This window comes from Mycobacterium sp. TH-M11 (assembly GCF_057473725.1).
Genome location: NZ_JBYCLD010000303.1, coordinates 1 through 13087 on the forward strand (window position 1 = coordinate 1; position 13087 = coordinate 13087).

Below are 13087 nucleotides of genomic sequence, written 5' to 3' on the forward strand. Positions count from 1 at the left end.
ACGATCCTGGCCATCGTCTTTGTCGAGACCGGTCTGCTGTTCCCGCTGCTGCCCGGCGAGTCGTTGCTGTTCACCGGCGGTCTGCTGGCCGCCCACGGCACTCTCGACATCTGGGTGCTGGCCCCGGCCGTGGCGCTGACCGCGATCGCCGGCGACCAGACCGGGTACTTCATCGGCCGCCGGATCGGCCCAGCGCTGTTCAAGAAGGAAGACTCGCGCTTCTTCAAGCAGCACCACGTGACCGAGTCGCACGCGTTCTTCGAGAAGTACGGGCCCGCGGCGATCATCCTGGCCCGGTTCATGCCGTTCGTCCGCACGTTCACACCCGTCGTCGCCGGGGTGTCTTACATGCGCTACCCGGTGTACCTGGCCTTCGACATCGTCGGCGGCGTGCTGTGGGGTGGCGGCGTCACACTCGCCGGCTACTTCCTGGGAAATGTGCCGGCCATCCACCAGAACCTGGAAAAGATCGTCCTGGCAATCCTGTTCGTGTCGATGATTCCGGCGTTCATCGCGACCGGCCGCGCATACCTGAAGCGACGTCGCGCCGCCCGGCTCACGTCATCGCGGTAAATGCTTGGAGCAGTTCGCTGATGCCTTGCAATGCCTCTGTTGGTGTGGGGTCCGGCGTGGGCAGGAAGCCGTAGAGGTATCCGGCTTCGGCCACGTCAGTCAACGACGGGTTTTGCAGTAGCGGAGTGATTTTGTAGGTGTCGGGGTTCGCCAGGTCGGCGAGGAAGTTGCTGACGCCGGTGTGCAGGCCGGCGCCCAGCGCGGTGGCCAGTTCGCCGAGATTGATGTTCGGAAGGAATCCGGCGGTGCTGACAACATCGGCGTTGCCCGACGCCCAGCCCTGGTCGATGCTGCCGTAGCCGAGGTTCACCAGAATTTGGGTATCGGGTTCGAGCAGGTCATACAGGGGCTGCCCGAGGATAGGGATCAACCGCAGCGGATCCAGCAACGGCAGACTATCGGCCGGAATGATGTAGTAGTTGACCATGGTGTCGGCTGCTGAGGTTGGCAGTTGGATGGCGCTGCTGATTTGCTCCGGCGTGAGACTCAAATAGGTCCCGTGCTCGTAGATGAAGCCCAGCGACGCGTTGAGGTCGGAGAGCAGATCGATCGGATACTTCGGGGAATCGGCGACACCGTCGTACTCGGCGGTGTAGACGTCGGTCGGGTACAGATCGTTCGGGGTCGCGACGTTGGCCTGCAGATACGCCGGGTACAGGTGGCTGGTCACGATCTCCGACCCGCCATTCGGGTTGTCCGGATCGCCGATCAGCACGAAGTGCACGTCGTTGCTCGGCACACCCTGGCCGGCCAGTTCGCGCATCACTTCAGACGAGATCGACGAACTCTGCGAGTAGCCGAAGACGACGAGCGGGTTCTGCGCGCTCAGGTCTCCACTGTTGTAGTCCTGCAGGATCGTGGAGTCGAGAATCTGCTCGCCCCGCGATTCGGACGTGGCACTTGCATTTTCGGGGGTGAACAGCGATTGCAGGGTGCCGGTGAAGCCGCGCGGCTGCAGAAACAGCGTGTCGGCGGCGTCGAGGTAGAGCTGACCCGGCTGCGGAATACTGGTGCCGCCCATGAACAACGCGGTGCCGTCCCCCAGCGGCAGATCAGCACTGGTGTCAACCAGTCGCACCGCGTCCGTCCGGATCGAGACTGACGTCGCCGCCGAAGGCACCAAACCGGCTGTGGCGGCGGCGAATACACACCAGATGAAACCGAGAGCCCGCATTGTCGGATCCTTCCACGACCCCCCGACGAGAGTATTACACGAGCACAATAAGGCATCGGGGTTACAGCCGCACCCGAATGAGGGCGCCCTCGGTCGGCGCTGTCAGGCCGCGCGAAAACCCATCCCCACGCCGTTCATGCAGTAGCGCAGTCCGGTCGGTGGCGGGCCGTCATTGAAGACGTGGCCGAGATGTCCGCCGCAATGGCTGCAGAGCACCTCGGTGCGCGACATTCCCATGCTGTTGTCCGGCCGCTCGATCACGGCGTTGCCCAGCACCTGGTAGAAGCTGGGCCAGCCGGTGCCGCTCTCGAATTTCGTTGCCGACGAGTACAGGGCCTGCCCGCAGCCCGCGCAGGTGAAGGTCCCGGAGCGATGCTCGTCGTTGAGTGGGCTGCTGTAGGGCCGCTCGGTGCCCGCGTTGCGCAGCACGTCGTAGGCCGCCGGTGACAGCAGTTGGCGCCACTGCTGTTCGGTGTGGTCGACCGCAAACGTCTTGGCTGGGCCGGCTGGGGCGCCGGTCGCGTTGACCGCGGTCAAAGCGCCCGCACCGGCGAGCACACCGAACGCGGCGCCGAGCAGGATGTTGCGTCGAGTAGCCATGGCACCCATCGTACGGCGGCGCGGTCAGACGGCGACGGTGAAATCGCACCCGGTCTTGGCGCGAACGTCGGCGACGGTCACACCGGGGTGCAACTCGATCAACGTCAGACCCTGGTCGGGTCCGACGTCGAAGACGCACAGGTCGGTGATGATCATGTCGACGACGGCCTTGCCGGTGACGGGCAGCGTGCACTGCCGAAGGATTTTCGGGCTGCCGTCTTTGGCGGTGTGGTCCATCACGACGATCACCCGCTTGACGCCGGACACCAAATCCATTGCCCCACCGGGCCCTTTGACCATCTTGCCGGGCACCATCCAGTTGGCCAGGTCGCCGTTCTCGGCAACCTGTAAGCCGCCCAGGATGGACAGGTCGATGTGGCCGCCGCGAATCATCGCAAACGAGTCCGCGCTGGAAAAGAAGCTCGACCCGGGCAGGCTGGTGACGGTCTGTTTGCCGGCGTTGACCAGATCGGGGTCGACGTCGTCCTCGGCCGGGTAGGCGCCGATGCCCAGTAGCCCGTTCTCGGACTGCAGCGTGACGGTGATGTCGTCGGGAATGAAGTTGGCCACCAACGTCGGAATGCCGATACCCAGGTTGACGTAGTAGCCGTCGCGCAACTCTTTGGCGGCGCGTTGCGCCATGACTTCACGAATTGGGCTGTCGTTGTTGACCGCGGCGCCGCCGCTGGTGGTGCGAAACTCGATGCGCTTCTCATAGCCGGGGCCTTCGATGATGCGGTCGACGTAGATGCCCGGCGTGTGGATCTGGTCGGGATCCAGTTCGCCGACCTCGACCAGTTCCTCCACCTCGGCAATGGTCACCGCGGCGCAGGTGGCGATCATCGGGTTGAAGTTGCGGGCGGTCTTGCGGTAGATCAGGTTGCCCGCCTTGTCGCCCTTCCACGCCTTGACGATCGCCACGTCGGCCCGAATGCCTTCTTCGAGAACGTATTCCATGCCATTGAAGACCCGGGTTTCTTTACCCTCGGCAAGTTTGGTGCCGAACCCGGTGCGGGTGTAGAAGCCGGGAATGCCTGCGCCGCCGGCACGTAATTTCTCGGCGAGCGTCCCTTGCGGGGTCAGAACGAGGTCCAGTTCCCCGGCCAGCACCTGGCGTTCGAACTCCTTGTTCTCCCCCACGTAGGAGGCGATCACCTTGGACACCTGACGTGCCTTGAGTAGCAACCCCATGCCGAAATCGTCGACGCCGGCGTTGTTTCCGACGATGGTGAGGTCCTTGACGCCACTGTCGACCAGAGTCCGGATCAGGTTCTCCGGAATGCCACACAAGCCGAAACCGCCTGCGGCAATGGTGATTCCGTCCGTCAACAGGCCGCGCAATGCCGACTCTGCGTCGGCGTGGACTTTACTCATCGCGGGTCCCTTCGGTCGCCGCGTGAGCGGCCTCCATCAGCATCCAACCGGACAGTTGCACGGACAGGTCACGCTCGGGAATTTCTGACGCGGCGACGGCGCCCGCCACGAATTGCGCCTGCACACCCCCGGCCGTCGGCAGGTCGGCGGGACGGTCCCAGAACGGCCCGAACAGCGGCAATCCCTCGACGGTCTGGCGGTTGTCCCACGCTGACTGCGCCGACGCGAGCACGATGCGGCGGGCGGTGTCGCGGGCCTTGGCATCGTCGGGGGAATCTCCCGGCAGCGTCGTGGCCACCAGCGCCAGATAGCGGGCCGTGATGCCCGAGAACAGCCCGCCGTCGCCACCGCCGGCACCGCGGATCACGCCAGCGGGCGCCATGTGTTGCTCCACCGCGGCCACCAGGCGGTGCACCCGCGGCGCGTGCCGGCCGTCGCGGGTGCGGGCAGCCAACTCGGTTTCCAGGCCGAGCACCACTCCTTGGCAATAGGTGTATTCGGCGCGGACCAGCGAGCCCGCTTTGATGCCGTCGAACACCAGGTGGGTCTCGGGGTCGATCAGCGTCGCGTCGATCCAGTCGGCCATCTGCTGGGCCCGCCGCAACCGATCGCCGCAGCGGGCCAAAAAGATTGCGGCCGGGCCGTTGGCCGGGGCGTTGAAGAACTGATCCTGCTTGCGCCACGGGATACCGCCGCCGTCCTCGGGCACCCATGCCCTGACCAGTTGGTCGCTGAGCTTGCGCAGGGCGCGCTCGCGATCGACGTCCGCGATCCGCGACGCCCGCTGCAGCGCCAGCGCCAGCCAGGCCATGTCGTCGTAATAGTTGTTGACCCAGGATCCATTGTTGCGCAAGCGATGTGCGCGGATCTGCCGCGCGATCCTGACGCGGCGTTCGGGTTGCGGATCGCGCAGCTGGGCGTCGAGGAGACAGTCCAGCAGATGCGCCTGCCACCAGTAGTGCCAGCCGCCGAACCACCTGTCGCGCCGGGTCGCGGGCCAGCCCACCACGCCGAGTTGGGTGCCGGGCAGCGCCCACAGCTTCTTGTGATGGCGACCTACGACAGCGGCCTCCGCGCTGACCGCCCGGTTGACCCAGACCTGATCCATGACTGCTGATCCTGCCCTACCAGGCTTGTTCGATGTGCCCGTGTTGGCTGATCCAGGCGTGCATGGCGATGCCGGCCGCCACGGCGACGTTGATACTGCGGGTCGATCCGAACTGCGCGATCGAGACGGTCAGGGCGGCGCCGTCGCGGGCGGCGTCGCTGATGCCGGGTCCTTCCTGGCCGAACAGCAGTAGGCAGTCCCGCGGCAGCGCCGTCTGCTCCAGCCGGGCCGCACCCGGGACGATGTCGACGGCGACCGTTGTCAGGCCCGCGCCGGCGGCGAAGCTCAGCAGTTCGGCGGTGTTGTCGTGATGCTGCAGTCGCTGATAGCGGTCGGTGACCATGGCGCCGCGGCGATTCCACCGGCGACGGCCGACAATGTGGACGGTGTCGACGGCGAATGCGTTGGCGGCGCGCACCACGCCGCCGATGTTGGCGTCCTGGCCGAAGTTCTCGATCGCCACGTGCAGCGGGTGCCTGCGCTTGTCGATGTCGGCGACGATCGCCTCCCGGGTCCAGTATCGGTAGGCGTCGACGACGTTGCGGGAATCGCCGTCACGCAGCAACTCCGGGTCATAGCGTGGGTCGTCGGGCAGGTCCCCCTGCCACGGCCCGACACCGGCCGCTGGAACGCTCCACTCGGTGGGGCCCGGCTGGCTCATTTGGTGGTCCAGACCGCGGCATGGGTGCCGACGATCGCGACCGTGGCGTAGAGCAATGCGTCGTTGAGGTCGCCCTGGGTGCACAGCGAGGCGTTGACGTGCACGGCGTCCAGCGACGCCTCGGGCAGGACCAGCACCGAGGACCCATAGGCCAGGCAGGCCGGATTCAACCCGGGCGGTGGCAGCGTCGGGGATGCCAGCAGCATCATCGGCCCGCCGCGATGCGCGGAGTCGTCGCGATATTTGGCCGCGACGGTGTCGGCCTGCAGGCCGATCAGCATGTAGCCGCTGCCCGTGAAGGCCGCCGGGTCGCCGAGCGAGGACTGGGTCAACGAGATGCCGTCGGCCCGCCACGCCGCGATGCTGGTGGTTGTGACCACCATGCCGGTGTCGCTTTCCTTGGTCGGCAGGACACCGACTGGGAACGCCGCCGGATAGGCCGCTGCGGTGTCGGCGATACGGTCACGCGGCGAATAGAGGTAGACGCCGCGGACAGCCGCGCGGTCTTTCATCGGGCCCAGGCAGACCGTGCCGGTCAGCCGGTTGCCGCCGGGCGCGGAAAGCGATTGGGCGACCAGGTTTTTGACCCCGTCGCAGCTGCCGATGCCGGTAGTCTCCAGCGGATGCGCCAGCGCGCCGTACAACCCGAACCGGATATCGCGCGGGTCGGCATGCGGTTTCGCCGGATCGGCCGGCGCCGCGTCGACGTCGACGAGCACGTCGTCGTCCTGCCAGCGCAGGTTCGATACCGACGCGTTCCAGCCCAGCACCGCGAGCGACTCCCCCAGTCGTGCGGCGGCCGCGCCGTAGACCTGCGGGTGCACGACGGCATTCGAGCAGCCGCAGACCAGCGCCAGCGCCGCGATCATCACCAGGACAGCGCGCACCGCGGCTAACCCACCCCGAGGTCCGCCAGCCCCAGCACGCTGCGGTACGGGAACCCTTCGGCCTCAATGGCTTCGGCCGCCCCGGTGGCCCGGTCGACGACCGTCGCCACGCCGACCACTTCGGCGCCGGCCGCCAGCACCGCCCGCACCGCGGTCAGCGCCGACCCGCCGGTGGTGCTGGTGTCCTCGACCACCAGCACCCGGTGTCCGGCTATCTCGGGCCCTTCGATAAGGCGTTGCATGCCATGGGCTTTCACCGACTTACGTACCACAAACGCATCGATCGGGCGACCCGGGGCGTGCATGACGGCGGTGGCGACCGGGTCGGCACCCAGGGTGAGGCCGCCGACCGCGACATAATCCCAGTCGGCGGTCAGTTCGCGGACCAGTCGACCGATCAACGGAGCCGCCCGGTGGTGCAGGGTGGCCCGGCGAAGGTCGACGTAGTAGTCGGCCTCTTTGCCCGAGGACAACGTGACGCGGCCGTGCACGACCGCCAATTGTCTTACCAGGTCCGCTAATTCGTCGCGAGGCTCACGCAGGATGTGCCCAGCTCCTCCCCCGGCCGCCGCGCGGCCGGTATCGTCGCCGGGCTCACGCCGGATATACCCAGCTCCTCCCCCGGCCGCCGCGCGGCCGGTATCGTCGCCGGGCCTAAGCGCGGCCACGGCTCCGGCCGAAGACAGTGGGCCCGGTGATCAGGGCGACGGGGCGAGGCACCGCGTCAGTGTACTTAGCCCGGATCCGTGCACGAGGCCCGCTGTGACCGACTCCGAGCGAATCTCGCATCTATCCGCTCCAAGCGGGCACATCGGTCACCCGCCGCCGCCGGATACCGATGTGGCGGATGTGAACTCAGCGTTGGTGATGAGACGCCTGGTGAACGCTATTACCGGTCGGCGGACGACGAACGGGCTCGTGACGCGTCGACGGCGGGCTCACCGCCGCACGCGTCGTCGACCCGCCTTCCCGGGAGTGGGCCTCGGGTTGACGCTGCGGGGCCTCGCTGTGGCCGGCCGGGGCCAACGGGCGGCTGGGCGGGACGTTGCGGCGGCTGCTGCCCGCCTGCGACTCGCCCGACGTTCCGGCCGATTGCGGCACCGGCGGCAGCACCCGCAGCAGGTCGTTGAACTGGCGCACGGTCCGCAGACCTTCGTCCCACTGAGCGCGGGTGCTGGCGATCGGCATGCTGACCAGCGTCCAGTTCTGCTCGTTCCACATGATCTCGGCACAGTCGGGCGCGGTGTGGGCGAAGGTGACCATCCGGCGGTCGCAGGCCCGACGGGCGGCGTCTAAGTTGGTGGAGTACACCATGCGCGGGCCGATCGCTCCGAGCAGCCAAATGTCGTTCTCACGAGGCTCTTTGAGACCTTTGAGCCGCACGTCGACGACGACATTGGTGCCGACCTTGCGGTGCAGCGCGATGACGGTGGCAACTTCTTCGAGGTCGAAGATGAAAACCGCCTCGCCGCGGATCTGGCCGAGTACGACATTGCGCGCCGGGATGTTGCTGCCGACGGTGGACATCACACCGCGCTTCCAGCGCTTGAGGATCTCGGTGGATTCCTGCTCGTAGTCGAATCCGTGCGAACGCGCCCACGACTTACGGCGCCGTCCTCGTCCCCGGCGGCGGTCGATGTCGACGTACAACAACACCGCCGCACCGACGAAGCACAGCGCAGAGAGCGTAAACCAGAGCGGAACCATCGCCACGTAGCGTAACCGCTGCGACCCCCGGACCGGGAATGCGAGCAGGTCACAACCGAATTAATGTTTGCTCTCTACTCGGCGCCGAACGTCGACCTGTTGCGGAGTTCACCAGGGAATCGGTGACAACAAGTCGACGTTCGAACCCAATCAGCCCAGCACCAGCGAGTCGCCGTCGGCACCGACGTTGACCGGCACCACGTCGCCGTCGTGCACGTCGCCGGCCAGCAACATCTTGGCCAACTGGTCGCCGATGGCCTGCTGCACCAGCCGGCGCAACGGACGCGCCCCGTACACGGGGTCGAAGCCACGGTGTGCCAGCCATTCCTTGGCCGGCGCCGACACCTCGAGCTGCAAACGCCGCTGCGCGAGCCGTTTATCCAGCTGGGCCAGCTGAATGTCAACGATCTGGACCAGCTCCCCGGGGTTGAGACCCTCGAAGATCAGCACGTCGTCGAGCCGGTTGATGAATTCGGGCTTGAACGCCGCACGCACCGCCGCCATCACCTGCTCCTCGGTGCCGCCCGACCCGAGGTTGGACGTCAGGATGAGGATGGTGTTGCGGAAGTCGACCGTGCGGCCCTGGCCGTCGGTCAGCCGGCCCTCATCGAGGACCTGCAGCAGCACGTCGAACACGTCCGGGTGGGCTTTCTCCACCTCGTCGAACAACACGACGGTGTAGGGCCGGCGGCGCACCGCCTCGGTCAGCTGACCACCCTGGTCGTAGCCGACGTAGCCGGGCGGCGCACCGACCAGGCGGGCCACCGAGTGCTTCTCGCCGTACTCGCTCATGTCGATGCGGACCATCGCCCGCTCGTCGTCGAACAGGAAGTCGGCCAGCGCCTTGGCCAGCTCGGTCTTGCCGACACCGGTGGGGCCGAGGAACAGGAACGAACCGGTCGGCCGGTTGGGGTCGGCCACCCCGGCCCGGGTGCGACGCACTGCATCGGACACAGCCTGCACGGCCTTCGTCTGCCCGACGACACGCTTGCCCAGCTCGTCTTCCATCCGCAGCAGCTTGGCGGTCTCGCCTTCCAGCAGCCGGCCGGCCGGGATACCCGTCCACGCCGACACCACGTCGGCGATGTCGTCGGGGCCGACTTCCTCCTTGAGCATGACGCCGGTGCGGGCCTCGGCGTGCGGCAACGCGGCGTCGAGCTTCTTCTCGACTTCCGGGATACGCCCGTAGCGGAGTTCGGCAGCCTTGGCCAGGTCGCCGTCGCGTTCGGCGCGCTCGGACTCCCCGCGCAGCGTCTCCAGCTGTTCTTTGAGGTCGCGGACGACGTCGATGGCGTTCTTCTCGTTCTGCCAGCGGGTGGTCAGCTCAGCGAGTTTTTCCTTCTGGTCGGCCAGTTCGGAGCGCAACTTCTCCAGGCGGTCCTTGGACGCATCATCTGATTCCTTCGCCAGCGCCATCTCTTCGATCTCGAGCCGACGCACCAATCGCTCGACCTCGTCGACCTCGACGGGCCGCGAATCGATCTCCATCTTCAGCCGGCTGGCTGCCTCGTCGACCAGGTCGATCGCCTTGTCCGGCAGGAAGCGGGCGGTGATGTAGCGGTCGGACAGCGTCGCGGCGGCCACCAGGGCCGAGTCGGTGATGCGCACGCCGTGATGCACCTCGTAGCGGTCTTTGAGCCCACGCAGGATTCCAACGGTGTCCTCCACCGACGGCTCGCCGACGAAGACCTGCTGGAAGCGCCGTTCCAGCGCGGCGTCCTTTTCGATGTACTTGCGGTACTCGTCAAGCGTGGTGGCACCGACCAGTCGCAGTTCGCCGCGGGCCAGCATCGGCTTGATCATGTTGCCGGCGTCCATCGCGCCCTCGCCGGTCGCGCCGGCGCCGACGATGGTGTGCAGTTCGTCGATGAACGTGATGATCTGACCGGCGGAGTTCTTGATGTCGTCGAGCACCGCCTTGAGCCGTTCCTCGAATTCGCCGCGGTACTTGGCCCCGGCCACCATCGAACCCATGTCGAGCGAGACGACCGTCTTGTCGCGCAGGCTCTCTGGGACGTCGCCGTCGACGATGCGCTGGGCCAGGCCCTCCACGATCGCGGTCTTACCGACACCGGGCTCACCGATCAGCACCGGGTTGTTCTTGGTGCGCCGGCTCAGCACCTGCACGACGCGACGAATCTCGTTGTCCCGGCCGATGACTGGATCGAGCTTGCCTTCACGGGCACGCCCGGTCAGGTCGGTGGAGTACTTCTCCAGCGCCTGATAGGTGGCCTCGGGGTCGGGGTTGGTGACGCGGGCGCTACCGCGGACCTTCACGAACGCCTCGCGTAACGCCTGCGGCGATGCGCCGTGTCCGGTCAGCAGCTTGGCGACTTCAGAGTCGCCGGTGGCCAGACCGACCAACAGGTGCTCGGTGGAGACGTATTCGTCGTCCATCTCGGTGGCCAGGTGTTGGGCGGTGGTGATAGCTGCCAGCGAGTCGCGGGACAGTTGCGGCTGCGAGTTGGCACCGCTGACTTGCGGCAGCCGGTCCAGGATGCGCTGCGCTTCAGCACGGACGGCGGCGGGCTCGACCCCGACAGCCTCCAGCAGCGGCGCGGCGATCCCGTCGTTCTGCGTCAACAGCGCCAACAGCAGGTGAGCCGGCCTGATCTCGGGGTTGCCGGCGGCGGTCGCCGCCTGCAAGGCCGATGTCAGTACTGCCTGCGTCTTGGTGGTCGGGTTGAAAGAGTCCACGACACCTCCATTCGGGTCGGTTGGGCCTGAAGCGGCCCGGGAAAAATGCTCGTCGTGTTGTTCAACGCCGTCAAGGTTGAGTCTGTTCCGCTCAACCCTACCTATTTTTGGTCCGCCCGCCCACTGTGCAGCATCTGATGCAGAACTCCCGGCGACGCCGACGACAACCTGCACAGTCGGCGACAAAGGGCGGTATTCGAACGTATGATCGAAAAGTGGGTGAGCTCGCGTCGATCGGATACAACGGGCAGCCGCTCCGCAACCCGTTTCGGGTGGTGCGCCCGCCGGTCGCCGTGCTGATCGATCTGAGCGTGCTCTTCCCCCGCGAGCCGCACCGCAGCGGGCGCTATCACCCGAACGGACTACAGCTACACAAGGTCGTCGAGGGCCGGCTGACCTGTTGGGGCATCTGCGAGCAGGGCGACTGGTGGGGCTTGGTCAGCTATCCGATCGCCTACGGCTCCACGCGCAAGACCGTCACGCACTGGGTGCCGGCGTGGACCCTGAAACGGAAGCGCCAGGTGCGATGATCAGCCCGTGACAGGACGATGGGTTTCCTTGCTGGCCACGCTGATTCCGCTGGCGCTGGTCGTGTCGATCTCGCCGCTGTCGGTTATCCCGGCGGTACTGGTGCTGCAGACGCCGCGGCCCCGACCGACCGGCCTCGCGTTTCTCGGCGGCTGGTTGGCCGGCCTGGTCGCGCTGACCTCCGCGTTCGTCGCGTCCTCCGACGCCCTCAGCGGCCTGCACGGCAAGCCACCGACCTGGGCGGCATGGACGCGCGTGGTGCTGGGATCGGCGCTGATCGCGTTCGGCATCTACCGCTGGCTGACCCGCAAGGGCCACACCGAGTCACCGAAGTGGATGCGGTCGTTCGCCACCCTCACCCCCGTACGGGCCGCAGCCATCGGATTGGCGTTGACGGCGGTGCGGGTCGAGGTGTTGACCATGTGCGCGCTGGCGGGCCTGGCCATCGGCAGCGGCAATCTCGACAGCACGGGCCAACTGCTCACCGGGGCGATCTATGTCGCCGTCGCGGCGTCGACGGTCGCGATCCCCGTCCTGGCCTACGTTGGCGCCGGCCACCGATTGGACGCGCCGATGGCGCGGCTCAAGGAGTGGATGGAGCGCAACAATGCTGCGATGCTGGCCGCGGTGTTGGTGCTGATCGGCGGGATGGTGCTCTACCACGGCATCGACGCGCTCTAGGGTTGCGCCCGTACAGGCATAAAATCGGCGGCCGTGAGCCTCAACGACCGCGATGCGCTGACGGTATTGCACGGCGCCGTCGACGCCGACGACGGCAACGGGCTCATCGGCCGGTTCTACACCCGCTGGTTCTCTCTCGACGGGTCACCGCGTGACCTGTTCCCGCCCGATATGTTTGCCCAGCGGACCGCCTTCGCGCAGGCGCTGAAGTGGGTTTACGGCGAGCTGGTCGCTCAGCGCGCGGAAGAGCCGGTGGCGTTGTTGGCCCAATTGGGTCGTGATCATCGCAAGTACGGGGTGCTGGCCGAGCACTACGAATCGTTGGGGCGGGCGCTGTACGCGACACTGCGCGACGCCCTGGCCGACGTGTGGACCGACGCCGTCGACGCGGCCGCCCAGCAATCGGTGAACCTGATCACCGGGGTGATGAGCGGCGCCGCCGACGCCGAGGACGGACCGGCCTGGTGGGACGGCAGCGTGGTCGAACACCTCCGGGTGTCCCGGGACCTGGCGGTGGTCCGGCTGCAATTGGACAAGCCGATGCCCTATCACGCGGGCCAATACGTCAACGTCGCTGTGCCGCAGTGCCCGCGGCGGTGGCGGTACCTGACGCCAGCCATCCCGCCGGACGGTACCGGCGCCGTCGAGTTTCATGTCCGCGCGGTGTCCGGTGGCCTGGTCAGCAACGCGATCGTCAACGAGACGCAGCGCGGCGATCGGTGGCGACTGTCCAGCCCGCACGGTGCTCTGCAGATAGACCGCGACGGCGGGGACGTGCTGCTGGTGGCGGGCAGCACCGGGCTCGCCCCGCTGCGGTCGATCATCATGGATCTCACCCGCTGGGGCGAAAACCCGCGTGTGCACTTGTTTTTCGGCGGCCGTTACCCCTGCGAGCTCTACGACCTGCCGACGTTGTGGCAGATCGCGGCGAACAATCCGTGGCTGGCGGTGACACCGGTCTCCGAGTTCGCCGCCGACCCGGGATGGGCCGCGGATTATGCCGACGTGACGCCGCCGCGCGGCCTGCATCTGCGCCAGACCGGCAGGCTGATGGACGTGGTCACCCGATACGGCAATTGGGGCGACCGCCAGATCTT

Annotated in this window: 13 protein-coding genes; 4 read left to right on the plus strand and 9 right to left on the minus strand. The window is 67.0% G+C overall.

The annotated features are described in order from the left end of the window. On the plus strand, positions 1 to 573 hold a 573-nt coding region (locus tag AC2VOG_RS12455; RefSeq protein WP_486940205.1), incomplete at its 5' end, for a DedA family protein. Here AC2VOG_RS12455 and AC2VOG_RS12460 read toward each other — a convergent pair. From AC2VOG_RS12460 to clpB, 9 genes are all read right to left on the minus strand, one after another. Beyond that, entirely contained in the window at positions 557 to 1747 is a 1191-nt protein-coding gene (locus tag AC2VOG_RS12460; RefSeq protein ID WP_486940206.1) for a PE-PPE domain-containing protein, read from the minus strand. The two genes, AC2VOG_RS12455 and AC2VOG_RS12460, sit on opposite strands and share 17 nt — an antisense overlap. Before the next feature lie 102 nt (positions 1748 to 1849). Continuing rightward, the gene (gene msrB / locus AC2VOG_RS12465) at positions 1850 to 2347 is read right to left on the minus strand and encodes a peptide-methionine (R)-S-oxide reductase MsrB (RefSeq protein WP_486940207.1); all 498 of its coding nucleotides are present in this window, start codon (positions 2345 to 2347) and stop codon (positions 1850 to 1852) included. A 24-nt stretch (positions 2348 to 2371) separates the two neighbouring features. Continuing rightward, positions 2372 to 3721: a 3-oxoacid CoA-transferase gene (locus AC2VOG_RS12470; protein WP_486940208.1), complete on the minus strand. Its 1350-nt coding sequence runs from the start codon at positions 3719 to 3721 to the stop codon at positions 2372 to 2374. Next, a complete protein-coding gene (locus AC2VOG_RS12475; protein WP_486940209.1) occupies positions 3714 to 4829 on the minus strand; it encodes a glycoside hydrolase family 76 protein in 1116 nt (371 codons plus the stop codon). Before AC2VOG_RS12475 ends, AC2VOG_RS12470 begins: the two co-directional genes overlap by 8 nt. 16 nt (positions 4830 to 4845) lie before the next feature. Next, positions 4846 to 5490 carry a TrmH family RNA methyltransferase gene (locus AC2VOG_RS12480; protein WP_486940210.1) on the minus strand — a complete coding sequence of 215 codons (645 nt, stop codon included), beginning with the start codon at positions 5488 to 5490 and terminating at the stop codon, positions 4846 to 4848. Further along, entirely contained in the window at positions 5487 to 6359 is an 873-nt protein-coding gene (locus tag AC2VOG_RS12485; RefSeq protein ID WP_486940216.1) for a hypothetical protein, read from the minus strand. Before AC2VOG_RS12485 ends, AC2VOG_RS12480 begins: the two co-directional genes overlap by 4 nt. Before the next feature lie 23 nt (positions 6360 to 6382). After that, on the minus strand, positions 6383 to 6922 hold the full coding sequence (gene pyrE / locus AC2VOG_RS12490) for an orotate phosphoribosyltransferase (protein ID WP_486940217.1): 540 nt from the start codon (positions 6920 to 6922) through the stop codon (positions 6383 to 6385). Positions 6923 to 7232: 310 nt separating this feature from the next. After that, positions 7233 to 8084 (minus strand): trehalose monomycolate transport factor TtfA, encoded by an 852-nt coding sequence (gene ttfA / locus AC2VOG_RS12495; protein ID WP_486940211.1) that lies wholly within the window; start codon positions 8082 to 8084, stop codon positions 7233 to 7235. A 150-nt stretch (positions 8085 to 8234) separates the two neighbouring features. After that, positions 8235 to 10781, minus strand: a complete 2547-nt coding sequence (gene clpB / locus AC2VOG_RS12500; protein ID WP_486940212.1) for an ATP-dependent chaperone ClpB — start codon at positions 10779 to 10781, stop codon at positions 8235 to 8237. Between the two features lie 215 nt (positions 10782 to 10996). Here clpB and AC2VOG_RS12505 point away from each other — a divergent pair, with 215 nt between their 5' ends. From AC2VOG_RS12505 to AC2VOG_RS12515, 3 genes are all read left to right on the plus strand, one after another. Next, positions 10997 to 11311, plus strand: coding sequence for a hypothetical protein (locus AC2VOG_RS12505; RefSeq protein WP_486940213.1), 315 nt, complete (start codon positions 10997 to 10999; stop codon positions 11309 to 11311). A 7-nt stretch (positions 11312 to 11318) separates the two neighbouring features. Further along, positions 11319 to 11990 (plus strand): GAP family protein, encoded by a 672-nt coding sequence (locus tag AC2VOG_RS12510; RefSeq protein ID WP_486940214.1) that lies wholly within the window; start codon positions 11319 to 11321, stop codon positions 11988 to 11990. 33 nt (positions 11991 to 12023) lie between these two features. Continuing rightward, a partial coding sequence (locus tag AC2VOG_RS12515; protein WP_486940215.1) for an FAD-binding oxidoreductase occupies positions 12024 to 13087 on the plus strand: 1064 nt, incomplete at its 3' end.

Excerpts from the sequence above, each read along its gene's own strand:
- AC2VOG_RS12460 (WP_486940206.1), bottom strand. The coding sequence starts at position 1,747 with ATGCGGGCTCTCGGTTTCATCTGGTGTGTATTCGCCGCCGCCACAGCC.
- msrB (WP_486940207.1), bottom strand. The coding sequence starts at position 2,347 with ATGGCTACTCGACGCAACATCCTGCTCGGCGCCGCGTTCGGTGTGCTC.
- AC2VOG_RS12470 (WP_486940208.1), bottom strand. The coding sequence starts at position 3,721 with ATGAGTAAAGTCCACGCCGACGCAGAGTCGGCATTGCGCGGCCTGTTG.
- AC2VOG_RS12475 (WP_486940209.1), bottom strand. The coding sequence starts at position 4,829 with ATGGATCAGGTCTGGGTCAACCGGGCGGTCAGCGCGGAGGCCGCTGTC.
- AC2VOG_RS12480 (WP_486940210.1), bottom strand. The coding sequence starts at position 5,490 with ATGAGCCAGCCGGGCCCCACCGAGTGGAGCGTTCCAGCGGCCGGTGTC.
- AC2VOG_RS12485 (WP_486940216.1), bottom strand. The coding sequence starts at position 6,359 with ATGATCGCGGCGCTGGCGCTGGTCTGCGGCTGCTCGAATGCCGTCGTG.
- ttfA (WP_486940211.1), bottom strand. The coding sequence starts at position 8,084 with ATGGTTCCGCTCTGGTTTACGCTCTCTGCGCTGTGCTTCGTCGGTGCG.